Origin of the sequence: Aneurinibacillus sp. UBA3580 (assembly GCF_002375825.1) — a bacterium.
In the GTDB taxonomy this organism is placed as follows: Bacteria; Bacillota; Bacilli; order Aneurinibacillales; family Aneurinibacillaceae; genus Aneurinibacillus; species Aneurinibacillus danicus.
The window spans coordinates 23,884-47,876 of the sequence record NZ_DFMZ01000114.1 but is presented as its reverse complement, the minus strand read 5'-3'; the positions used below and the strand labels follow the sequence as shown (position 1 = coordinate 47,876).

Sequence of the window (23,993 nt, the reverse complement as noted above, 5' to 3'; positions counted from 1 at the left end):
GCCTTTTTCCCCATTGAAATCATGGTCTCGTTCTCTTCTCTCTTTTCCTTCGCACCACAAAAGTCAGCCGCTCTTCCCACGATTTTCATGTCGGGGTCGCGGCTGAAAAGCTATAATCGTTTTCTGTAATAATTAAGGCCAAAAGATGAACATAGTATAAAAAAATAATGATTTTATGTAAAATAGCTAAACATTTAATTGGTTTTCCTTTATAATAAAGCAAAACATCCTATCCTATCTACAAAAACAAAAGCCGATTCGGCTAAATAAGGAATTGGAGGAATTCATACTTGGATACAGGTACCCACATTGCCATGGGTTTTGGTCTTGCAGGTCTCGCGTATTTGGATCCGGCTGTGTCCGCTCAGCCTGAATTGGCCGGTGCCGTGCTGCTCGGCACGATAATTGGCTCTCAGGCCCCCGACCTGGACACGGTGCTGAAGTTTCGCGGCAATGCCACGTACATTCGCAACCACCGTGGACGGTCCCACTCCATTCCCGCCATTCTGATCTGGGCAGGACTCATCAGCGGAGGAATTTATGCCTTTTTCCCGGGCATCTCTTATCTTCATCTGCTATTGTGGACGCTGCTGGCCGTGGTTGTCCATGTGTCGATTGACTTGTTTAACTCATATGGCACGCAGGCAATACGTCCGTTTTCGAAACGCTGGATTTCGTTTAATGTAATTAATATTTTCGACCCGTTTATTATGGGCATTCATCTTATCGGTTTTCTTTTCTGGGCTGCAGGATTGCATCCAGGCCATGTATTCAGTGTGGTTTACGCTGTAATGGTGACCTATATCATTCAGCGCATGTTTGCTTACCGTAAGCTCGTTCAGCTCGTAAAAGAAGACCTCGGAGAAGAAGGCCATTATATTCTGCTTCCGACGATTCGCTGGACACGCTGGGGCGTTGTGGCCGAGACGGACACTGCATCTTATGTGGGTGAATTGCACGGGAAAACTGTCATCTGGCATGACACCTTCTACAAGAAAGACGAAAATGAAGTCATAGAGAAAGCGAAGATGGATACAAAAGTACAGGCGTTCCTCTCCTTCACCCGCTATCCGCATGTATATACAAAAAAACGGGAATTTGGACACGAAGTACGCTGGATCGACCTGCGCTATCGTACCAAAACCCATTATGCGTTTATCGCGATTGTTCACCTGGATGAGCAACTAAATATCATTGACTCCTATACAGGCTGGGAATATCGTGAACATAAAATCGACAGCAAAGTCATCGTACCGGAATTGGTACTCGAGAAGTCATAGCAAGAATAATAGCCGGGCCGTCTATCTGACCGCCCGGCTATTATTCTATCTATAAAAGATACGCAAAAAAGCTGTGTTCAATCAATTGTCCACAGCTTTGTCACCGGTATATACCCGAGAATTATTTTTTCTTTTTGCCGATGCCCGGCTTCACGTTTTGCATTCTCCTTGTCATCTGATTCAACTGTTTCTGGTTGAGATTCATCCCCATCGAACGGGCAATCTGCTGCAGCTGCTTCTCATCCATCTGCATATTGGTCATTTGATTTTTCAAATACCATACGCCAATGGCGAAGCCGCCGACCAGTCCAATAATCAGCGTGAGAATTGGAATAATATACTCCCACATAGTGCTCGTCCCTTCCACTCGTAATTTTCAGGCAATCAAGTCATATTTTACTTTGCTTACTTCAACTTGTCAAAGTATAGCCGCCCTTTTATGGAGTGAAGAAGTGCTGCGTATAGTATGTTCCATACACCCCCACTCCCAGTTTCTTAAACGAGGGATTGAGTAGACTTTTCCGATGGCCGGCACTGTTCATCCAGCCGAACACCGCTTCAATCGGATCAGGGTATCCCATGGCAATATTCTCGGCTGCCAGCGTATATTTAATTTTTTGTTCCGTCATCAAATCAAACGGTGACTTTCCGTTGTATGTGGTATGAGAGAAATAATTATGATCACTCATATCTTTGCTGTGTTTATAAGCGGAAGCGGCCGCCTGATCGCTCCAGGCAAGTGCTGGAACGTTCTTCTTGGCCCGCTCAACGTTGCTGAGCCATAGCACCTGCTTGGCCGCATGCTGATTAACGGTTGCCGTCTCCGTCGGATAAGAAGGAATATTCGGTTTACGTATATATTGATAGGTGTAGCTGAAATATTTCTTATGGATGAGTTCGGTCGGATTTACAATGCGCAGGCCCAGCAATCGTTTATTATCGAGTGTATCGTAATAAGCGATAATTGCATGTGAATCAGATTTATACAGCACTTTTTCCGTACCATCGTTTTGAAAGATGAATTTCGCACCGTATAGCTCCCATTCGGGTTTTGCTATATATTTCAATTTCTTTTCTACTTCACTTCGGGTTATGCCCACTTTAACTCCATTGTACTGTGCTGACGGGTCGCTTGAGAACAGCTCGATGACATATCCATCGCGGAAGCCGACCCATTGCCTGTCATATACCCACCACTTGGTCTGATTTGCTCCCATATAGGTGGCTTTTGCAGCGCCAAGCCTTGCTTGCACGGTGTCCCATCGGTCGCCAATATCGACTTTGAAACTGGTGGATACACTGCCGACTTTCGTAGGCGAAGGAGAAGTGGTTGTACTAAGATTCGGCTTCTGGCCCAGCCAGACGGAGCGTGTCTTCTGATCATAACCTACCTGTTTGCCCAGCTTCTCCCCTATATAACGTAACGGAACATATGTTGTTCCTTCATATGTAATGGTTTTTGGCACATTGCTGCCGTTATTTTTATAAATTTTCGGATCACTTGTATCTTTTTTCCCATCGAAATAATACGTGACAGGATAGAAATAAGCCGAGATGGTCTCCTTAAAATCGTCAGCTTCACCGGCGCCGGTCCACATCCCTACCGTGAACGCGGCTGTCAGTGCCAGCATGGAAGCCGCAAGCTTGCCTGTCGTTTTCACATGGCAACAACTCCTTGCCGTTTTGTTTTGACTGAGAAAAAAGCGCTCCTAACCGTACTCTACTGGTCAGTGAACGCTTCTCCTCAATAAATGGTACCATCCGGCTTTTTTATTGTCTATAATCCAATGAACGCAAATTCGTTCGAATTAAGCGCGCTGATAGTCTTTTGCAAACTCAGCTGCCGCGTTGCGGGCTCTTTCTTCCGCCGCAGCAAAAATTTCATCTGCTTTATCCGGCGTTGCGGCGATACCTTCGACGAAAATATGGTTGTAATCTGTAATTCCGATAAAGCCCATAATACTGCGCAGATATTTATCTGTAAACTCAAATTCGGCTGCCGGACCTTCTGAATAGATGCCACCGCGTCCCTGGATATGCATAACGCGCTTGCCGGACGCCAGCCCCTGCGCTCCTTGCTCTGTATACCTGAATGTTTTGCCTGCGATTACGATATTGTCGATATACGCTTTCAGCATCGGCGGATAGCTCAAATTCCACATCGGCGTTACGAAGATCACTTTATCTGCTGCCATGAATTGCTCCAACAGTTCTGTCATGCGGCCAAGTACGCGTTGTTCTTCATCATTCAGCTCTTCGTTTTGTGCTACTTTGCCCCATGCGCCAAGCACCAGACCATCGATGAACGGAATGTCTTCTTTATACAGATCAAGGCGTTCAATGGTATCTTCGGGGCTGTGCTGCTGGTACTCTTTCAGGAAGCTCTCTCCTAATTTAAGGCTGAACGACATATCTACAGGTTTCGGATTTGCGGTTACATACAGAACTTTTGCCATGATAATCTCTCCTTCGATAATTTTAAGTTAGTCATTAACTAAACAAATTATACCTCATTATTTTTAGTAAGTAAAATACTTTTTATTCCACTCTGCAGTTTATATATGCAAAATTATCAAGTTAAGAAACTCGGTTTCAGGAAAATCATCCTGCTTTCCGGTATCCCGGAATACGCTAATTCTCTCTGTTCTGCAATACGCGAATTTCGCGCCAGCGACCGAAACGATAATAAGCCCCTGCAAACAGCGCACTGATAATAAAGCTTGCCCCCATACCGTATGCGATCCCCTGCTCGCCTACCCATCTGGAAAAAAAGGCGGTCAAGGGATAGCGCAGCACCCAGAAGGAGATAAAATTCAACACCAGAATTTGCATCATGCCGCCTGCACCGCGAATAATCCCGTTCAGCACAAAATTAATGCCCAGGAATGGATAGAAAAAGCAGACAGTCGCAAGGTACGTCGTCCCAAAAGCGATAGAAGCCGGATTATCCACAAATAAGCCCAACAGAAGCGGGGCCGATGCATAGACCAGCAGGGCAATGGCCAGTGATACGCTGACGATAAGAATCATACCGCTGCGTGCAATATCGCTCACCCTCTCCCATTTTCCGGCTCCTATATTCTGTCCGGCCATGCTGTTAATGGCGGAGCCGAGCGTTACGATCGGCAGCATAATCAGGCTATCCATTCTTTGGGAAGCGCCAAAACCGGCAACCACGTCTGCGCCGAACGTATTTACGACACTCATAATCGCCATCATGCCGCCCGAGATTACCATCATCTGTAAACCAGCAGGACTTCCGAGCTTGAAAATTGCCGTCGCATACATACGGGACGGGATATGCGGGCGCATAAACGGGATTTTCCCCGTCTGCTTCGTATATACCAGCGCATAGATAAACGAGAAGCACTGAGACACAACCGTGGCCACTGCAGCCCCGATAACCCCCATCTCGAAATACGCGATAAACAACGGATCAAGCACCGTATTCAGAAGCACTGCCATAAATACGAAGCGGATCGGGGTTCTGCTATCCCCAAGCGCCCGCAGCACTGTACCGATGAAGTTATATCCGAACAGGAATACTATCCCCAGAAAGTTCACCTGCAAATACTGGGTGGCCAGCTTATGAATGGTGGGTGGTGTTTGAATGAGCGTCAAAATATATGGCGATAGAAAGTAGCCCAGAATGCCGATGCCGATGGACAGCAGGGCAAATACGACGACGAACGCATTGAGCGACTCCTTCAACCCCTCTTCATCCCGCGCTCCTTTACGCTGAGCGAGAATGGTCAGCGTGGCTCCGTTCATCCCGATGATGAACGACAGCATGGTAAATAAAACTGTCGCTGAGACAGAAACAGATGCCAGCGCATCAGATCCGATTAGATTCCCGACCCAGAGACTGTCAATGAACTGATAGGATGTTTGAAGTACATTGGTTAAAAAAATCGGCAGGGAAAAAACAATCATCTGCCGCATGATGTTCCCCTCAGTAAAGTCTAAATTTCTTGAGGCCATAAATTTTCCTCTCTCCTGCTTACATTTTGGTTTCTATAATTTTCATCCTCCCTGAGACTACTATAGAAACTCTAGTACCTATCATATCATTTGTAGGCCCGGTTAAGGAGGTATTCGATGTGCTTTAGCTTGGAAACACAAAAGAGCACGGTTCATTCGCTACTATTCTTACCCTGTTTTCCCTGAGTAAAAAAATTTTTTATCTACATTATCCGTCACAAAAAGAAGGGACGCGGTGTCTATATAGTGAACCACTTGGAAAGGAGGAAAGGAAATGGAGGTCCGTGTCGCCTTGACAAAAGAAAATAGCCTCGCTTCCACGAAAACGGAAGACTTTCAGGAACTTTTTAAAACGTACTATCCACATATAGTCCGGCAAATTATGCGTATCGTCCGGGAAAAAACGGTCGCTGAAGATATCGCGCAGGATGTTTTTCTGAAGCTGTACCATGCTGACCGCTCCGGGATTGACAACATTCCAGCCTGGCTGACAAGAGCATCAATTCATGCGGCTTATAATGCCATACGGTCTGATAAGCGACGCCTGACGCGCACGAAAAAAGCCGATGACGAACGGAACGCCCACTGCCCTTCTTCTGAAGAAATTTGGCTAAAGCAGGAGGACATTCTGGCGGTGCGCGAAGTGCTGACCGAAATGGATGAACGCGATCGAACATTGCTACTAATGAAATATTCCGGATTCAATTATAAAGAGCTGGCGCAAGCCGTCCAGGTGGAGAGTTCTTCTGTCGGAACGCTGCTCTCCCGCGCCAGGACTAAATTCCGCACCATGTATAAACAAATGAGGGGGTATTGCAAATGAAATGTCCGAATGAGGAATTTCTGCAGGCTTATCTGGACGGCGAGCTGGATCGCGAGATGCGAAAAGCATTCACCGCCCATCTCGAACATTGCGCCGGTTGCCGTAGCCGCATGGAAGAAACCAAGCAGCTGGATCGGTGGGTCGAAATCGCGCTTAACGAGGCGCTGGCCGAACCTGCTCCTGTCGACTATGCTGTTAACACTGAAACGGCCTGGCAGCAGTTCGAAAAACGGCTTGCGCAACATGGCGCATCATCTACCGAACAAAGGAGACAAAAAATGATGAAAAAATCGTATAAAAAATGGATGACGGGCACTGCCGCAGCTGCCGTACTGATCGGCGCACTCACCATCCCGCAGGTGCAGGCAGCGGCCAGCAATTTCCTGTCCATTTTCCGGATCGATCAGGTAGAAATGGTCAAGCTAACCCAGTCCGACTTGCAGGAAATTGAAAACTGGATGAACGCGGCTCCCAATGGCGTCAAAGAAATCAAAGGAATCGGTAAAATATGGGTAGATGAACAAACGCGGCAGCACGGTTCCCGTTATTTTGAAACGGCCAAAGAGGCGCAAGAAGCGGGATATGCGCTTCCTTCCGCACCACAGGGCTACCATATCAGCACCGTGAATGTTTCTCCGAAATTTACACTGCATGCCCAGCTGGATACGGAGAAAGCAAACGCGCTGCTAAAGCAGGTTAAGGCGGATGCCCGGTTTGATGAGAAACTAAACAACAAGCCTTTTGCCCTAACCGTTCCCCAGACTATGCAATTTGAATTTATCGCTGCAGACAAGCAAGAGGCGAAGCGGACTGTTCATCCATCCGGCGAACTACACTATACAATAATAGGTGCACCCGAAATAAAAGTGCCCGAAGATGTGGACCTGAATAAATTACGCAGTACTGTTCTTTCGCTTCCCTTCATTCCACAAAATGTAAAGCAACAGCTGGCGGGCATCGAGAATTGGGAACGTACCCTCCCCATTCCATACGTAACGGATGACAAACACCGGACACATGAAGTGACCGTACAAGGGGTCAAAGGCTTTGCTTATGAAACCGAGCATCAGACTTTCTTAATCTGGCAAAAAGACGGGAAAATTCATTCCCTTACAGCGTATGACAGTAAAAACGAAAAACATACGGATGCTTTAATCAGTCTGGCGAACCAGATGCAATAAGTGACTGGCAAAGAGCGGCTCCCCCGGCGGGAGGAGCTCTCTTTGTGTTTGGGGAGGAAAACGAATGAGCGACTACGTAATCGAAACACACCGACTTACCAAGCAATATAATAATGGCGCAGGATGCCGCAATATCTCCCTGTCCGTGCCAAGGGGTACCGTATTCGGCTTTCTCGGTCCGAACGGGGCGGGCAAGAGTACGTTTGTCCGGACCCTTCTCGGACTTCTTGTGCCGACGGACGGGACGGGACATATTCTTGGCGCCCCCATCGGCAGTGTAAAGTCCTGGGAGAATGTGGGCTATCTGCCGGAATTGTTCCGGTATCCCGAGTGGCTTACCGGACGTCAACTGCTTGAGACACACGCAGGCTTGTGCGGACTTGCCCGCGACGAGCGTAAGAAACGAATTCCCTTTCTTCTTGACCGTGTCGGTCTTAGCGGACGCGGCGAAGAAAAAATCCGCGGATATTCGAAAGGAATGCAGCAGCGTATTGGACTGGCCTGCGCCCTGCTCTCAAATCCTGACGTTGTCTTCCTCGACGAACCGACGTCCGCGCTCGATCCGATCGGGCGGCGGGAAGTGAGGGAGTTGATGAACGAGTTGCGCAACGAAGGAAAAACGGTATTCTTAAATAGCCATCTACTCAGCGAAGTAGAAAGCGTATGCGATTATATCGCTATTATTCATAAAGGAGAGCTTATTGTGCAAGGGGAATGGCGTAAGTTGTCCGCAGTAAAGGCCCAGGTGGAAATCGCGCTCGCTCCGCATGCGGATGGATTGTGGGAAAGCCTGGCTCCTATCGTAGTGAAAGCAGAGCCGATACGAAAGGAAGATGACCGCTCGTACTGGCTGGTAACACTGTCCGATGAACGCGATATTCCCGTGCTTATCCACCGCTTAAGCGAGGCGGGCATCTCGCTGTACCATGTTATCCCGCGTATCCCCCGGCTTGAAGATGTCTTTATGTACTGGGTAAGCCGAAAGGAGAGTGAATCTTTCGATGTGGATTATCGCTAAGCTTACCTGTAGAGAAATTTTATCCAAACGCATCTTTCACATTACGCTATTTATGTCATTCGCCTTCCTCCTTTTTTATGCGGTTGCCACCTATTTTGCGGCCCGGGAAGTTGGCGAGGATTTCACCAACCGCCCAGTTTCTGCTGATTTTGCGCTTGTCCAGAGCTTTTTCGCAACACAGATACTGGGTGTCGGACTCTATTTCGCATCCTTTGTAACCGCACTGTTGGCGATTCTCAGCAGCGTTGGAAGCATCGCCGGTGAAATTGAAAGCCACCAGATTGACACGATGCTCGCCCGTCCGATACATAGGCGTTCCGTGATTTTCGGCAAATTTGCAGGTTTAGGCTCTCTGCTTGTTATTTATGCCGCTTTTCTATTCCTCGGTGTATTACTTATCAACCAGTGGATTGGCGGTGAACTTCTTCGCGTAGAATTTACCGTGGTTCAGGCCGCGAAAGCGCTCGCTATTTTCGTCATGCAGCCGCTGCTGCTTATCGCTGTTGCCCTGCTCTTCAGCAGCATGATGACGACCGTAAACGGAGGAATCGTGCTCATTATATTGTACGGCATCGGCTTTATCGGAGGATTCGTGGAACAGCTCGGTGTTTTGATGGAGAAGCCGACGTTGTCTAATATCGGAATCATTTCCAGCCTGGTGTTTCCGCTTGACTCCCTCTTCAGAAAGATGACGGTGTATCTATTCGATTCAGCGGGTGATCCTTTATCATTCGCTGCGCAGGGATTGTTTGGCAGCCTATCGACGCCAAGCGGGGCTATGCTCATGTACGCAGCTTTATACGGATGTGCAGCTCTCTGGCTTGCGGTACGCCGCTTTTCGTCCCGGGATCTATAGGCACCTCTGTCGTTTTCACTATGTTATTCTGGAAATTATGCCAAACCGCATCGAATACTTCGCGGGTGAAACCGAGCCGGAAGTATGGAAAGCATAATACAAAAAGCGAACAGGCAGAAGCTATCGTAAGCTCTGCCTGTTCGCATCTTTACTGTTTTATTCTTTGACGATCTCAAAGCGGATTTCTTTGTCCGTGCGCGGCACTTTAATCAGTGTCGAAGGATGCGTAATCACCTGTGTATACATCTTACCCGGCTCCGGATCTTTGTATTTTACTTTCACGACTACTTTGTTTGCGCGCTCTGTCACGCCCACCACCTCAACGCCATAGCCCCCATTCGGCTTCTGGCCCCGGGCTACCGCCGCGTAGATGCCATCTTCATCCCAGATGCTGCCTGTAAACTCTTGATTTTTGTGATCATCAAACCACTGCTGGATACGCGGAGAAATTACCGGCTGCGCACCGTCAGAAGGATAAATCACATCGAACGTCCATTCTTTTTCGGTCATATTCTGTTCCCCCAGAGAAATTATACCGTTCTTCGCATCATATCCCACCTGATAGCCAAGCTTCTCGGAAATGAAGCGCAACGGCACATACGTTGTATTCTGATGAATAAACGAGGCCGGTACATAATTTTTGCCGTTAAAATACTGTTGCTCTCTATCGCTTGGCTGTACTTCTTTGCCGTCCATCATAAAAGAAATTGGCTTTACGCTTACATCTATTTTTGTCAATGCTGCATACGAAAATCCGGCTGCACTCATTAATCCAATCCCCGCCAATATCCCTGCCGCAAACGTTGTGACTATGCGTTTCTTCATTAGTATCACCTCGTGTATTTATTCCTGTATCTTTATAGACGAATAAACTACGATTAATGCATACAAAAACTATCAAGAAACCTATCTTACTTCATCGGCATGAGTTTTGCAAAGGTAATGGTTGTATAGTCTGGTTCAGTTTCCTTTTGGAAGATTGTTTTTTTATAATCAATATATACTACATATACATACGAACGTAATGGCCGGATAAGGAGGAGTGTTATGTTTTACTGGCAGGATGTCATGCGGCCTCTCCCGCCCGTGCTCTCCGTTCACGCTTCGCTCGACGACATTCTTGGACGGATATGCACATCGGAAGAAAGCGAACTGTTTTTATTGGAAAAAGACGGCGCTATTATCGGGTATAGTTCCTATTTTCGGCTAATGGACTATATACGGAATACAGGAGGGACAGACGATCCGTTTCCGTACGAGACCGATCTTGTCCCGGTGTCTGTTGGTAAACCGGTTGCGTTTTACCATAATATGCGCGTCTATGTCATCTATAATGCACAAGGCATTCCGGTCGGCTGCACAACGCGCGAAGACGCGGAGAATAAAATGGCACACCTGCGACTCCGCGAGATGAAGCGAACGTTCGACAGCGCGGGCATCGGCCTCATAACGACCGACCTTGCATTCCGCATAACATCCATGAACGAAACGGCCGAATCTCTGCTTGGCCTACGTCAGGATCTGCTGATCGGTCGCGATTACCGCTCGCTGATTGATACGGAGGCCGATTTGGAAGCCGTTCTTTGCGGCAAACGTTTTTTCAATAAAGTTAGCCGGTTTAACCATAAAGAATTAATCGGAAACTTCTCTCCTGTACGGGATAAAAAAGAAATTCATGGAGTTATTCATCTATTCTACCAGCGTGAGCAGTACGAAGCGTCTCTAAACGAAATCGAATATGTGCGAAACTTGAACGCGGACCTGCAGGCGCTGTATTCTTCTTCGAACGAAGAAATTATCGTTGTCAATCACGAAGGGACGATTATCCGGGTGGCAGGCACCTTGCAAAAAGAGTTCTGGCAAACCGATAATCCGTCCGAATTAATCGGACTCAATACACTGGAACTAGAAGCCAACTCCTTCTTCTCTCCATCTGTCACCCGCCTGGTGCTGGAAAGTGGAAAAAAAGAAGGAACCGTGCAAACGACCCGTTCCGGGCATAAAATGTGGGCGGTCGGAACGCCGATTTACCATAATAATCAACTGGAGCGTATCGTGATCATTTCACGCGACATTTCTGAGTTAAACCAGCTTCGGGAAGAAGTAGCGGAAGTAAAGCGCCAGAAACAAACAGCACTCATCTACCGGTCAAAGAAAATGGAAGTCATCGCCGAAAAAGCGCGGCGTATCGCGCAGGTTGACTCTACAATCCTTCTCATCGGCGAATCCGGTGTCGGCAAAGAGGTGCTCGCTACCCTTATTCATCAGGAAAGCCCGCGTAGCAAAGGACCCTTCATTCGGGTAAACTGCAGTGCTATTCCTGAAACATTAATTGAGAGCGAGTTGTTCGGTTATGAAAAAGGCGCATTTACCGGGGCCGACGCAGCGGGAAAACCCGGCTTTTTCGAGATGGCGCACGGCGGTACCATTTTCCTTGACGAAGTATCCGAGCTTCCTCTTCATCTGCAGGCCAAGCTGCTTCGTGTACTGCAGGAGAAAGAAATTATACGGGTGGGCGGTACAAAAACATTCTCTATCTCTATCCGGGTCATTGCCGCCTCCAATCGCAATCTCGAAGAAATGGTCAGACAGGGGCAGTTCCGCCAGGATCTTTATTACCGGTTAAACGTGATACCGATCCGGATTCCGCCATTGCGCGAACGCAGAGAAGATATTATGTCTCTGGCCATGCATTTTTTGCTGAAGTTCAATGAAATGTACGGGCTCAACAAAAATTTTTCCCGCGACGCCATCCGTGTACTTGAGGGCTATGACTGGCCGGGCAACGTGCGGGAACTGCAAAACATTGTGGAGCGGCTAATGGTTACGTCAGGACGGGATCTCATTACGGAAGAGGAAGTCATTCCTGCCCTGTACGATACGCCACTCTCCAGAAACAAAGATACATTTACAATAACTGAAATTATGCCGCTCAAAGATGCGGTGGAAAAGGTGGAAACGGAGCTTATCCGGCTCGCTATGCAAAAGTACCGCACTGCAGCCGAAGTGGCCAGGGTACTTGAAGTAAGCCCGGCGACCATAAGCCGGAAAATCAATCAGTTGATCAAGAAAAAGTCATAACAGGGGATGACACACCATGTTCTATTTACCGGAGACTCGATTTGATTTTGGCGGTGACGAATATATTTATGCCGAGATATCGCGGGAGATGAGCATCGAGATCAATTTTAAAGTTCAGGCTATCACACGGGAAATTATCCGGCGTCGTCTGCCCGGAGTCATAGAAGTCTGTCCGGCCAATACCGGGTATCTTGTCCAATATGAGCCGGAAAAGGTATCCCCCTACAAACTGCTGGAAATTATCCGTGAAATCGACGCCCGTTACAGCGATTTCTCCGCACTAACGCTGCCTTCGCGCATGATTGAAATACCGATTTGGTATAATGATCCGATTACATACGAGTATGCGGCCAAATTCCGTGATCGTCATCAGAATCCCGGCGGCTCTAACTTCGAGTTTGTTATGAAAATTAATGGATTTACCGAGCCCGAACCTTTTATCGAGGCTCACACCGCTACTCCATTTTTGGTAACGATGATGGGCTTCCTGCCGGGAACCGTGTGGGAATATCCGCTTGAAACAAGAAAAGACCATGTACTGCAGGCGCCCAAATATTTAAGCCCACGCACGGACACACCAATGCGGGCGGTTGGGATTGGCGGTGCATTTACCGTAATCTATCCCACGGCAGGCTCAGGTTCCTATCAACTCATCGGTATGTCCGCCATACCGGTCTATGCGGCAGAGCCGCAGACGGTCGCTATGCTGGGCGGGCGTTTTCTGGGTAAACCAGGGGATATTTGGAAACATCGCAGCATAACGGAGAATGAATACCATAAAATTTTAAGGGAAGTCGAAGAAGGTTCATACCGCCCCACCATACGTGAGATCGAGTTTAAACCAGCCGATTTTCTTGCGCATGGAAGCGACTATTTGCAAATCTTGTTGAAGGAAGGAGGATTTGCATGATTCATGTACTTGAAGGCGGCCTGCTGACCACCGTGCAAGATGCCGGTCGCTTTGGTTACTATAGTCAAGGAGTTGCGCCCGCCGGTGCAGCCGACCCGTTCTCGTTTACGGTTGCCAACTGGCTGGTCGGGAATGAAGCGAATGCCGCCGCACTGGAGGTTATGCTGAGAGGCCCGCGCCTGGCCTTCGAAGAAGAAACCGTAATTGCCGTCACCGGTGCTCCGTGCCGTCCACACCTCAACACGGAAGAAATTCCGATGTGGGAAGCGATAGCCGTACGCAAAGGCGATGTGCTTTCGTTCAAACATACGAGAGGTGGGGTCCATGCCTACATAGCAGTGGCAGGGCAAATCGAGGTGCCGCCCGATCTGGATAGCCGCTCTACTTATTTAGCGAGCCGTATCGGCGGATTCGGAGGCCGTGCGCTGCGGAATGGAGATCGCTTGCCAGTCGGTTCGCTTCCCTCTATCTTGAATCGAAGGGGTAAAGTAGTGCCCGAATCACTGCGTCCGGTCTTCGCTCCTTCCTTTGATATTCACTTCATTATGGGCATCCGTTCCGATAAGCTGTCAGATGAAGGATTGAAACAATTTTTGAACACGGAGTGGAGAATCTCCACAGAATCGAACCGGACAGGTTACCGTTTTAAGGATGGTCGTATCCCGTTTGCACCGGGTGATCCTCCTTTCGGCGCCGGTAACAATCCGTCCAATGTCGTCGATTATATTTATCCGGTTGGCTCCATTCTCATTCCGAATGAGCAGGAGATCATCGTCCTGCTGAATGATACTCCGACAGGCGGTGGCTATGTAAGTGTTGGCACAGTCATCCGTCAGGATTTGGGCAGGATCGCTCAATCCATGCCGAATGCAACAGTGCGCTTTGTCGCCGTAACGCTGGAGCAGGCATTGGAACTTCGGAAGCAATATCGGCATACACTTCTACAAATAAAAGACTCTCTCTTATCGTAGTCGGCAGGCATTTCAACGCCTGTCTTTTTTTCATTTTTGAAATTTATCTTTCATTTTTGAAACATCTCTTTTTCTTTTCCGTAAAAATCAAGCGTTTGCATTTGGCATTAAATTTGCAATTAACTAAATAATAAAGAAAAGATGAATGCACACGTCCAGGTTGAGCATTCTATAACCGAGTTAGTCAACCGTATTGAGTTCGCAAACCAAAAGGAGACGATGCTATGAACACCATGGAGAAATTGACGACCCGCTTCACTTTCGGGGGCGACGAATTTATCTATGCCGAAGTATCGCGGGCAATGAACGTAGAAGCCAATTTTAAAGTGCTGGCAGTCACGGATGAAATCCGCCGCTGCAATATTCCGGGCGTAACAGAGATTTGTCCGGCCAATGCCTCCTATCTTATCCGCTATAATCCGGATATTATCCGCCCTCTTGACCTGCTCGATGTTCTGAGAGAAATCGATGAACAAAAAAGCGACATTTCTGGACTAACGCTTCAATCACGCGTCGTAGAAATTCCGATCTGGTATGACGATCCGATTACAAAGGAATGCGCCGCAAAATTCAAAGACCGCCATCAAGATCCGTCCGTAAGTAATTTGGAATTTGTTATGAAAATCAACGGTTTCAAGGATAAAGAAGACTTTATCCACGCGCATTCGTCGGCGCCGTACCTTGTCTCTATGGTCGGCTTCGTACCGGGCACGGCGTGGGAATTTCCGCTCGGCGTACCGCAGGAGAATATCATCGAAGCGCCGAAGTACCTTCGTCCGCGCACCCAGACACCGGCGCGCGCTATCTCGATGGCCGGCGCATTCACAGTTATCTATCCGGTGGCCGGACCGGGCGGCTACCAGCTCATCGGCATGTCCGCTGTCCCTGTCTATGATCCGGAACAGAAGCTCGAAGATTTGAAAGACACTCTTATCCTGGCAAAAGCGGGTGACATATGGAAACACCGTCCGATCGATGAAAGTGAATATAATAAGATTGTCGCTGAAGTTGAAGCGGGCACCTACCGCTACAACATTAAATCTATAGAGTTCTCACCGGAAGAATACTTCGCCAAGACGCAGCAGTACCTTAATGAACTAACGGAGGGGATCGCCTATGCTTAAAATTTTAGAACCAGGATTAAGCACGTCAGTACAGGATTTGGGACGCTTCGGCTACTATCATATGGGCATGCCTCCTTCCGGCGCGTTGGACCGCTATTCGTTTCAACTCGGCAACCTGATTGTCGGCAATCCTTACAATACGGCTGCGCTGGAAATTACATTTATTGGTCCGAAAATCGAATTTCAGCGGGAGATGGTAATTGCACTAACCGGCGCGTACGTAAAGCCGCTCGTCAACGGCCAGGAAATTCCAATGTGGCAGGCTGTACGTGTCCGGGAAGGCGACGTGATTTCCTTTACGTTTACGCAGGGAGGTGCACGCGCATACCTGTGCGTGGCCGGAGGCATCGACGTACCGGAAAGATTGGGAAGCCGCTCAACGTACCTGCTCTGCCAGTTCGGCGGCTACGAAGGCAGAAAATTGGAACAAGGCGACATTCTACACACTGGCAATCCCCGGCAGAGTCTGAATGCCATTGAAGGCAGAGCATTACCGGAAGAGTTATGGTGGAAGCAAAACAAGCCGGTTGAACTTCGTGTTGTAACCGGCCTGTGCAGCTATAAAGTGCAGCCGGACAGCCTGTTTAACTTTCTTATGGAGGAGTGGACCGTTTCTACGGAAGCGGATCGGGTAGGATACCGGTATAAAGGAAACAGTCCGCTTACGTTTAAAGATATACCACAGCCGTTTGGCGCCGGTGACAATCCGTCCAATGTCGTCGATATGGGCTATCCGGTCGGCTCCATCCAGGTTCCGAATGGAGAAGAACCCATTATTTTGTTAAACGACGCCGTAACAGGCGGCGGATATATGACAGTAGCGACTGTGATCAGTGTCGACCTGCCCAAAGTGGCACAATCTCTTCCCGGTACACCAACCCGTTTTCTCTCAGTGAGCATTGAACAGGCGATGGCAGCCCGCCAGGAAGAACAACGAAAATTCCGGTATGCGGAAGAAATTCTTGCATCACATCAACGGTATCAAACAAGTTAAATAAATCGAAAGAGGAGCGTCACGAAGATGTTAATCGATATTAACTGCGATATGGGTGAAAGCTTTGGCATGTACGAACTGGGGAACGACGAGAAAATGATGAAGTATGTAAGCACAATTAATGTAGCCTGCGGGTATCACGCAGGCGATCCGCTGGTAATGCGCCGGACGGTAGAACTGGCGAAGCAATACGGGATTAACGTAGGCGCCCATCCGGGATTTCCGGATTTGATGGGCTTTGGACGGAGACGGATGACCGCAACGGCGGAAGAGGTAGAAAATTATATACTGTATCAGGTCGGGGCCCTGCAAGCGTTCCTGCACGCATACGATATGGAACTGTCCCATATCAAGCCGCATGGCGCTATGTATATGATGGCCATGGAAAACGACGATTTAGCCCAGGCAGTGCTTAATGCGACCGAAAAAATTGATAAACGTCTGCCGCTGTTCGCCTTAAATAACTCGTCGCTGGCTCGCCTTGGACAGGAGCAAGGCTTCAATATTGTATTCGAAGTGTACGCCGATCGTGAACACGATGAAACCGGAAGTATCGTCATGACACGTAAAGGCGCAGATTACTCCGATATGAACGAACGGGCCCGCCGCGTCGTACGGATGGTGAAGGAAGGCAAAGTCATTACACATGATGGCAAAGATATCTCTCTGAAAGCGGAAACGGTATGCATTCACGGGGATCATCCGGATGCGCCGAAGCTGGCAGAAGCCATCATTACACATTTGAGAAACGAAAACATCGACATTAAAGCCGGGTTTCTCGCAAATCAGACCCAGTAATCGGGCTATTCACTTTTTCCACACTATAAGCAAAGGCACAGTGGAATTCCGACTGTGCCTTCATTTTTTATAGAATTATCTTTTTTTCAAGATACTCTACAACCTGCTCAGCACAGGCATCGAGCGATCTCGTATCCGTCTCAATGATAAGCTCCGGGCTTTCAGGCTCTTCGTAAGGAGCAGAGATTCCCGTAAACTCCGGGATCCCGCCTGCTCTCGCTTTTTTGTATAAACCTTTTGGATCACGCTTCTCGCATTCTTCGATCGCACATTTCACATAGATTTCAATAAATTCGCCATCTTCTACCAGGCTACGGGCCAGCTCTCGGTCTGCACGATACGGAGAAATGAAAGCCGTCAGCACAATAACACCTGCATCGACAAACAATTTTGATACTTCACCGATCCGGCGGATATTTTCCGTCCGATCCTCCGGAGTAAATCCGAGATCTTTGTTAATACCATGTCGAATATTGTCTCCATCTAGCAGGTATGTGCGCAACCCTTTCTCATATAGCCTGCGCTCCACTTCGTTGGCCAGCGTCGATTTTCCTGCGCCTGACAGGCCTGTGAACCATAGTACCGCACTTTTATGTCCATTTTTCCGCTGACGATCCTGTTTCGTTACATTCGTCTGGTGCCAGATAATGTTTGCGTTATGGGACGCCATAATGCTCTACTCCTCCCTACTCGCTCCGTTATTTGCCTACAGCTACTTTCATGCCACGAATCAGCACTTCCACCACTTCCGGACGACTAAACTCCGGCGGCGGCGCCTCGCCCTGGCTCAGCATCTCCCTTACCTTGGTACCGGATAAGTGCAAATGATCTTCCGAACTATGCGGGCACGTCTTGGCTGACGCCATGTTGCCGCATTTCTTACAATAGAAGCTGTGTTCAAAAAACAACGGTGTAATTCCCAGTTCATCCGCCGTAAAGTCCGAGAAAATCAGCTGTGCGTCATAGGTGCCGTAATAATTACCGACGCCAGCATGGTCGCGCCCGACAATAAAATGGGTGCAGCCGTAATTCTTGCGCACCAACGCATGAAAAATCGCTTCACGCGGTCCTGCATAGCGCATTGCCGCCGGGAACACGGCCAGGAAAACACGGTCTGACGGATAATAATTTTTTAGCAGCACCTGATAGCTTTCCATCCTGATGTCAGCTGGAATATCATCCGCTTTCGTCTCCCCAACCAGTGGATTCAAAAACAGTCCGTCGACAATCTCAAGTGCAGTCTTCTGAATGTATTCATGCGCACGATGCACCGGGTTGCGCGTCTGGAAGCCAACTACCGTTTTCCATCCCCGCTTTTCGAATACCGCCCGCGTCTCGCTAGGATCAAGGTAAAACTCTTTAAACTGTTTTTTTTCCGGACGCTTTACCAGCGTAATCGGGCCTGCTACATAAACGGCCGGACGGCTCCACAGCTTTTTGACGCCCGGATGCGCCAATTCAGTGGTACCATATACATTCTGCGCTTCTACTTCTTTATCCGGCGTATACAGCTCTGCCACTTCGATAACGCCATAAACCGCGCCCTGATAAACTAACTTGACCGTATCTCCGGGCGCAAGCCGCGCAGCTGCCTCTTCCGTCACCGGCAGTGTAATGGGAATACTCCATACCGTGCCATCAGCCAGGCGCATCGTATGCACCACGCTCTTATAATCTTCTTCTCCGAGAAATCCAGTCAGCGGGCTGTACGCCCCGATTGCGAGCAATTCCAAATCCGACAACGCGAATGCATCCAGCTCGATTTCCTTTGTTATTTTGCCTGTGTCATATGAGAAATTGATACGGTTGACCAGCGTACCGCCATGCGGTTGATTTGTGCTCATGTAGGGTTACTCCTTTTCTATTCTACTGTATAAGACGATTATTGATGCAGGCCGCATTCTGTCTTGTGGCTTCCGCTCCAGCGGCCGGCACGGGAATCTCCTCCGCCTTCCACCGGTAAGGTACAGTATTCGCATCCGATACTCGGATAGCCTTTGTCATGCAACTCGTTGTACGGAAGATGATATAGTTTGATGTAGTTCCATACGTCGTCCCATTTCCAATGAATCAGCGGACAAATTTTAATGGACTCAAAGCGGCGGTCGATATTGACAAACTGCGTATGAGCGCGAGTCGGAGATTGCTCCCGCCTCAGTCCCGACAGCCAGGCGACCGCGCCCTGCAGCACCTCTTCGAGAGGTTGAAGCTTCCGCAGCCTACAGCACATATCCGGATCGGTCTTCCACAATTCCGGTCCGTATTGCGCCGCCTGTTCCTCCGCGGAAAGCGACGGCTCCTTCATCTCGATGCGCAACTTAGGATATTTGGCTTTAACGCGCTTGATTACCTCATATGTTTCCTTGAAGTGAAAGTGCGTATCAAGAAACACAATCCGTGCGTCAGGACGTACCCGACTGATTAAATCAACCAGCACCATCCCCTCCGCACCGAAACTACAGGCGTATACCAATCCGTCACCGAATTGACCGTACGCCCACTTCAATACGTCCAACGCATCCTTATTCTCCAGCTCTTTATTAACCGCTTCAAATCGTTCGGTCGTTAGTGTCTTATAAGAAAGTAGTGTATCCGACACCTAACTCCCTCCTCCCTGATCATGAATAGTACTTTTCTCTTTGCGAATCGTGTGGGACAAACTGATGGACCCGACCTTAGATTCTGCCAAAGACGAAATCCGTTTTCCGCCATTCCGCTTGCGCCGATATTCATGGCAAAAAACAGGGCTGCGGCAATAGCCACATAGATCATCATAGTTCAATCACATACCCCCATCCCGCTTCAGCCGGCTTTTTTTCTACAATGGCCAGTTCTTTGATCAATTTAGACGGCAGAAAATAGCGGTCAATCTGGTTCTGTGCGCTGCGAAACGCTTCTTCTTCATTATCGTGAATCACGACCACGGCGGCTCTCGATTCATCGCTGAAAATCACTTCAAATCGGTATGCAAACATAGCCTTTACCCTTTCCTTCTCTCTCGTCTTCGGGCCTTCTCTTCTTTACTCTTGATTTATACGAGTTGCCCCAATGCTGCATTTAATCGTTCTTGAAACGGTTCAACTCCGACGCGCTGCACGAAATCGAAGAAGCTTTCTCCTCTTTGTTTTTCTTCCTTATAGTAAGCCAGCAGCGGCAGCACGGCCCTATGCAATTGCTCTCCCAGCACGCGCCCTTTTAGTTTTTGATTGAACTGCGCATTCCTTCCAAGCGTTCCGCCGAGGAAAATGTCAAACGCGTCTTTCATACCGTCTTCCGTCTTAATCAGCGCTCCCTGGAAACCGATATCGGCAATTTGCCGCTGTCCGCAAGAGTTCGGGCATCCGACCATATGCATGCGAATCGGCTCATCCAACTCTACATGGGCATCGAGATACTCCGCGAGTTGACGCATTCTTTCCTTTGTCTCGACCAATGCAAGGTTGCAGAACTCAATACCTGTACAGGACACGGCGAACGCTGTAAAATGCTTCGGATACGGTGTCAAACGCTCTAACACTTTTTCTTTAAGCAACAGCTCGATTTTTTCGTTCGGAACACCGGTAATCACAATATTTTGCGAGTTGCATGTGCGAAGCGAACCGCTGCCGTACTCATCCGCAAGACGTGCCAGCTCTTCCAACTCTTGCGCGGACATCCGGCCGACCGGAACGGACAGGCCCACATAACTCAAACCCGGCTGACGTTGTTCATGCACGCCGGTGAAATAACCCGCATTCCAGCCTGCGATTTTGTCTTCGCCACGTGTATTCAGCTCGCCAACCAGCTCTTTTAACTTCTCAAGGAATTTCTCCGCGCCCCAATCGGCGACCAGGAATTTGAGCCGGGCATGGTTGCGCTTCTGACGGTAGCCGTAATCGCGGAAGATTGTCGTAACACCGACCGCGACCTTGACGACTTCTTCCGGTCGTACGAACACATCAAGTTGCTGGGCGAGGTAAGGACGTGCCGACAGACCTCCACCGACCCAGACATGGAAGCCGATGACTTCTTCACCGTCGATAACTTTGGTCGCCGGCGTAAATGCAAGGTCGTTAATCTCAGCGTGCCCTGCGTTGTAAATGTTGGCGGAAATCGAAATCTTATATTTACGCGGCAAATTTGAGAAATCACGGTTCATTAAAAATGTATCCGACAATTCTTTCACCAGCGGCGTCGTATCGATTAACTCGTGCGGGTCGATTCCTGCCAGCGGGTTACCTACAATGTTACGCGGACAGTCGCCGCACGCTTCGAACGAAGACATTCCCACGGAAGCAAGCCGTTCAAAGATGTCCGGAAGTTGCTCTACGCGCAGCCAGTGGAACTGCACCGCCTGGCGGGTCGTAATATCAACCAGGTCTTTGCCATAATCCCGTGCAATGCCTGCCAGTACACGTGCCTGATCAGATGACAGGTTGCCGGACGGAATTCGTACCCGCATCATGAAATGTCCGTCTTTCGGACGCTGCTGATAGACTCCGGCCCACTTGAAACGGTCCATGTCATCCGGCGTAATCGATTCAAATCCGGTTTTGGCGTATTCGTAAATATCCTCAATTACGTCCAGTCCGTCTTTTTCCAGCTTCGCCAATTCATTTTTGTTCAAATTCCCCCTATCGTTTGCCCAGAATGCTGTGTAAGCCATGCTTCTCTCTCCTCTCAATCAAAATTCACGCAGTGACAACGTGGGACAGTTGCTGCTCGTACCAGGCAAGCTGTTCTCGCAGGCGCACAACTTCACCGACGACAATAATCGCGGGAGACTTAAAACGCGCTTGCTGCACCTTTTCCACAATCGTCTCGAGCGTACCGATAAGAGTTTCTTGATTCTCATATGTTCCCCAGCGCACAAGCGCCACAGGAGTCTCTTTCCTACGGCCATGCTGGCGCAGATTTCGCACAATATCCGGGAGATTGCCGACACCCATGTAGAAGACCAGCGTATCCACGGCAGTCGCAAGCTTCTTCCAATCAATCCCACTTTGTTCCTTATCTGCAGCTTTATGGCCGGTTACAAACGCAACAGAAGAAGAATATGCACGATGTGTAACCGGAATCCCCGCATAGGCAGGGGCCGCAATCCCCGAAGTGATACCCGGCACTACTTCATAGGAAAGACCTGCTGCCAGACAGGCTTCCGCCTCTTCTCCGCCGCGCCCGAAAACAAATGGATCGCCTCCTTTCAAACGAACTACCTCTTTGCCCTCCAATGCCTTTTCAACGATAATTCGGTTGATTTCGGATTGGGGGAGCGAGTGATGATCCGCTTGTTTGCCACAGTAAATGCGCTCCGCCTCTTGTTTTGCGTAATCCAGCAGCTTTGGACTGGCCAGCCGATCATAAACGACGACATCCGCGTGCTGCAGAAGTTCAAGACCGCGTACCGTGATTAATTTCGGATCACCGGGGCCAGCCCCTACAAGATAGACCTTTCCTTGTGTCATGCCGTCTCTCCTTTCATCGTTTTTAATTAAATGCATTAGCTTAGTTGGTTTACTGCAATAAAAAACCCTTCTTCATAATGAAGAAGGGTTCGTATATGCCTTTCGACCCCTCTTCCTCATCTTTGAGCATTGCTCTCTGGAATTGGCACCTAACCGCATTAGGTTGCCGAGACTTCATCGGGCCAGTCCCTCCGTCTCTCTGGATAAGAAAGAGAATCCATATTATTTTAATTTGATTTATTCAATTGATTGGTTTTGATTATACCTTGCTTTTTTTCAAATAGCAAGAACTTTTCAAACAAAATGCGGCTCAATACCAGAAAATGTAGTTGACTGTTCGAATGTACCTCATGTGTGACAAGGAACAGGAAAAGGGATAGACATGTCACTTTGTTACATTCTGCAGGGGCGATACAGAGGCCGCTCCATAAGGGTAAGCTAAAATTTCAAAATCCAAGTCACAAAAGACTTAAAATCAAGTCTTTTGTGACTTGGATTTTCTCTTTATCTTTTCTCTTTTTTCGTGTTTTCTGTGATTTTTTCTATTTCAGAAGTTGGCATACTTATTGCTTCTACATAAAAACGAGGTAAAAATTTTATTTTTACACATTCTATTTCTGTTATTTACTATTTAAGGAGGTATCCACATGAGCTATAAATTCGCTAACGTGAAAACTGAATTGCCAGGACCAAAAGCTAAAAAACTTCTTGAACGTCGTAAACAGTACGTACCAAAAGGAATCAGCAACGGAATTCCTACATTCGTAGAAAAAGCCCAGGGCGCTCTTCTTACCGATGTAGATGGCAATACATTTATCGATTTTGCAGGTGCAATCGGTACCATCAATGTAGGACACTGTACACCGGAAGTCGTGGAAGCACTGCATGATCAAGTAGATAAATACATCCATACCGGCTTCAACGTTATGATGTACGAACCGTACATCGAGCTGGCAGAACGTCTTGCCAAACTGGCACCCGGTAATCATGAGAAGCAAGTGATGTTCTTGAACAGCGGTGCGGAAGCGGTGGAAAACGCCGTGAAAATCGCACGCAAATATACGAAACGCCAGGGTGTCGTCGTTTTCTCCCGCGGCTTCCATGGACGCACGCTGCTTACTATGACGATGACCAGCAAAGTAAAACCTTATAAATTCGAATTCGGCCCGTTCGCGCCGGAAGTATACAAAGCGCCGTACCATTACGAATATCGTCGTCCGGAAGGCATGAGCGCAGAACAGTACGATGATTATATCTTAAACGAATTCAAGACATTTCTGCTGGGCGATGTGGCACCGGAAACGATTGCCGCCGTCGTAATGGAGCCGGTACAAGGGGAAGGCGGATTTGTCGTTCCTTCCAAAAAATTCGTACAGGGCGTAGCAGAAATTTGTAAGCAGCACGGTATCGTGTTCGTTGCTGACGAAATTCAAACAGGCTTCTCCCGTACGGGTAAATTGTTTGCGGTAGAGCACTTCGATGTAGTACCGGATCTGATGACCATCTCCAAATCCATGGGCGCGGGTCTTCCT

Annotated in this window: 23 protein-coding genes and 1 riboswitch; of the genes, 12 read left to right on the top strand and 11 right to left on the bottom strand. The window is 48.4% G+C overall.

The annotated features are described in order from the left end of the window. Window positions 1-290 precede the first annotated feature (290 nt). Window positions 291-1,280, top strand: a complete 990-nt coding sequence (locus tag B2899_RS16065) for a metal-dependent hydrolase (protein WP_146809182.1) — start codon at window positions 291-293, stop codon at window positions 1,278-1,280. Between the two features lie 121 nt (window positions 1,281-1,401). Here B2899_RS16065 and B2899_RS16060 read toward each other — a convergent pair whose 3' ends face one another. The 4 genes from B2899_RS16060 to B2899_RS16045 form a co-directional block, all read right to left on the bottom strand. After that, a complete protein-coding gene (locus B2899_RS16060) occupies window positions 1,402-1,629 on the bottom strand; it encodes a YneF family protein (RefSeq protein ID WP_146809183.1) in 228 nt (75 codons plus the stop codon). An 88-nt stretch (window positions 1,630-1,717) separates the two neighbouring features. Continuing rightward, the gene (locus B2899_RS16055) at window positions 1,718-2,941 is read right to left on the bottom strand and encodes a CAP domain-containing protein (protein WP_146809184.1); all 1,224 of its coding nucleotides are present in this window, start codon (window positions 2,939-2,941) and stop codon (window positions 1,718-1,720) included. A gap of 147 nt (window positions 2,942-3,088) precedes the next feature. Continuing rightward, window positions 3,089-3,736: an FMN-dependent NADH-azoreductase gene (locus tag B2899_RS16050; protein WP_146809185.1), complete on the bottom strand. Its 648-nt coding sequence runs from the start codon at window positions 3,734-3,736 to the stop codon at window positions 3,089-3,091. 175 nt (window positions 3,737-3,911) lie between these two features. Beyond that, window positions 3,912-5,222 carry an MATE family efflux transporter gene (locus tag B2899_RS16045; RefSeq protein WP_286887123.1) on the bottom strand — a complete coding sequence of 437 codons (1,311 nt, stop codon included), beginning with the start codon at window positions 5,220-5,222 and terminating at the stop codon, window positions 3,912-3,914. Between the two features lie 313 nt (window positions 5,223-5,535). Here B2899_RS16045 and B2899_RS16040 point away from each other — a divergent pair, with 313 nt between their 5' ends. The 4 genes from B2899_RS16040 to B2899_RS16025 all read left to right on the top strand — a co-directional run bounded on the left by B2899_RS16040 (window position 5,536) and on the right by B2899_RS16025 (window position 9,139). Beyond that, complete coding sequence (locus B2899_RS16040; protein ID WP_146809187.1) at window positions 5,536-6,084, top strand: RNA polymerase sigma factor SigX; 549 nt, start codon at window positions 5,536-5,538, stop codon at window positions 6,082-6,084. After that, the gene (locus tag B2899_RS16035; protein ID WP_146809188.1) at window positions 6,081-7,265 is read left to right on the top strand and encodes an anti-sigma factor family protein; all 1,185 of its coding nucleotides are present in this window, start codon (window positions 6,081-6,083) and stop codon (window positions 7,263-7,265) included. Before B2899_RS16040 ends, B2899_RS16035 begins: the two co-directional genes overlap by 4 nt. A gap of 64 nt (window positions 7,266-7,329) precedes the next feature. Next, window positions 7,330-8,283 (top strand): ABC transporter ATP-binding protein, encoded by a 954-nt coding sequence (locus tag B2899_RS16030; protein ID WP_286887120.1) that lies wholly within the window; start codon window positions 7,330-7,332, stop codon window positions 8,281-8,283. Next, complete coding sequence (locus B2899_RS16025) at window positions 8,267-9,139, top strand: ABC transporter permease (RefSeq protein WP_146809190.1); 873 nt, start codon at window positions 8,267-8,269, stop codon at window positions 9,137-9,139. Before B2899_RS16030 ends, B2899_RS16025 begins: the two co-directional genes overlap by 17 nt. Window positions 9,140-9,295: 156 nt before the next feature. Here the strand turns inward: B2899_RS16025 and B2899_RS16020 are convergent, their stop codons facing one another. Beyond that, entirely contained in the window at window positions 9,296-9,964 is a 669-nt protein-coding gene (locus B2899_RS16020; protein ID WP_146809191.1) for a protease complex subunit PrcB family protein, read from the bottom strand. A gap of 222 nt (window positions 9,965-10,186) precedes the next feature. Between B2899_RS16020 and B2899_RS16015 the strand changes: the two genes are divergently transcribed. From B2899_RS16015 to B2899_RS15990, 6 genes are all read left to right on the top strand, one after another. Continuing rightward, window positions 10,187-12,220 carry a sigma 54-interacting transcriptional regulator gene (locus B2899_RS16015; RefSeq protein WP_286887116.1) on the top strand — a complete coding sequence of 678 codons (2,034 nt, stop codon included), beginning with the start codon at window positions 10,187-10,189 and terminating at the stop codon, window positions 12,218-12,220. A gap of 16 nt (window positions 12,221-12,236) precedes the next feature. Next, window positions 12,237-13,130 (top strand): 5-oxoprolinase subunit B family protein, encoded by an 894-nt coding sequence (locus tag B2899_RS16010; protein ID WP_146809193.1) that lies wholly within the window; start codon window positions 12,237-12,239, stop codon window positions 13,128-13,130. Further along, the gene (locus tag B2899_RS16005; RefSeq protein WP_146809194.1) at window positions 13,127-14,101 is read left to right on the top strand and encodes a biotin-dependent carboxyltransferase family protein; all 975 of its coding nucleotides are present in this window, start codon (window positions 13,127-13,129) and stop codon (window positions 14,099-14,101) included. The genes B2899_RS16010 and B2899_RS16005 overlap by 4 nt, the downstream gene beginning before the upstream one ends. Window positions 14,102-14,325: 224 nt before the next feature. After that, window positions 14,326-15,225: a 5-oxoprolinase subunit B family protein gene (locus tag B2899_RS16000; RefSeq protein WP_146809195.1), complete on the top strand. Its 900-nt coding sequence runs from the start codon at window positions 14,326-14,328 to the stop codon at window positions 15,223-15,225. Then, a complete protein-coding gene (locus B2899_RS15995; protein ID WP_286887114.1) occupies window positions 15,218-16,219 on the top strand; it encodes a biotin-dependent carboxyltransferase family protein in 1,002 nt (333 codons plus the stop codon). Before B2899_RS16000 ends, B2899_RS15995 begins: the two co-directional genes overlap by 8 nt. 27 nt (window positions 16,220-16,246) lie before the next feature. Further along, a complete protein-coding gene (locus tag B2899_RS15990; protein WP_146809197.1) occupies window positions 16,247-17,017 on the top strand; it encodes a LamB/YcsF family protein in 771 nt (256 codons plus the stop codon). Between the two features lie 67 nt (window positions 17,018-17,084). Here the strand turns inward: B2899_RS15990 and cysC are convergent, their stop codons facing one another. The 6 genes from cysC to cobA form a co-directional block, all read right to left on the bottom strand. Then, window positions 17,085-17,687 carry an adenylyl-sulfate kinase gene (gene cysC, locus B2899_RS15985; RefSeq protein WP_146809198.1) on the bottom strand — a complete coding sequence of 201 codons (603 nt, stop codon included), beginning with the start codon at window positions 17,685-17,687 and terminating at the stop codon, window positions 17,085-17,087. A 28-nt stretch (window positions 17,688-17,715) separates the two neighbouring features. Then, the gene (gene sat, locus B2899_RS15980; protein WP_286887112.1) at window positions 17,716-18,861 is read right to left on the bottom strand and encodes a sulfate adenylyltransferase; all 1,146 of its coding nucleotides are present in this window, start codon (window positions 18,859-18,861) and stop codon (window positions 17,716-17,718) included. A 38-nt stretch (window positions 18,862-18,899) separates the two neighbouring features. Beyond that, entirely contained in the window at window positions 18,900-19,616 is a 717-nt protein-coding gene (locus tag B2899_RS15975; protein ID WP_146809200.1) for a phosphoadenylyl-sulfate reductase, read from the bottom strand. A 172-nt stretch (window positions 19,617-19,788) separates the two neighbouring features. After that, a complete protein-coding gene (locus B2899_RS15970) occupies window positions 19,789-19,992 on the bottom strand; it encodes a DUF3906 family protein (protein WP_286887109.1) in 204 nt (67 codons plus the stop codon). 56 nt (window positions 19,993-20,048) lie between these two features. Continuing rightward, window positions 20,049-21,662, bottom strand: a complete 1,614-nt coding sequence (locus B2899_RS15965; RefSeq protein ID WP_146809202.1) for a nitrite/sulfite reductase — start codon at window positions 21,660-21,662, stop codon at window positions 20,049-20,051. Window positions 21,663-21,687: 25 nt separating this feature from the next. After that, window positions 21,688-22,461: a uroporphyrinogen-III C-methyltransferase gene (gene cobA, locus B2899_RS15960; RefSeq protein ID WP_146809203.1), complete on the bottom strand. Its 774-nt coding sequence runs from the start codon at window positions 22,459-22,461 to the stop codon at window positions 21,688-21,690. A 113-nt stretch (window positions 22,462-22,574) separates the two neighbouring features. Continuing rightward, a riboswitch (SAM riboswitch) is annotated at window positions 22,575-22,671 on the bottom strand. Between the two features lie 437 nt (window positions 22,672-23,108). Here cobA and B2899_RS15955 point away from each other — a divergent pair. Beyond that, window positions 23,109-23,993, top strand: an 885-nt coding sequence (locus B2899_RS15955) for an aminotransferase class III-fold pyridoxal phosphate-dependent enzyme (protein ID WP_286887108.1), incomplete at its 3' end; no start/stop codon positions are given.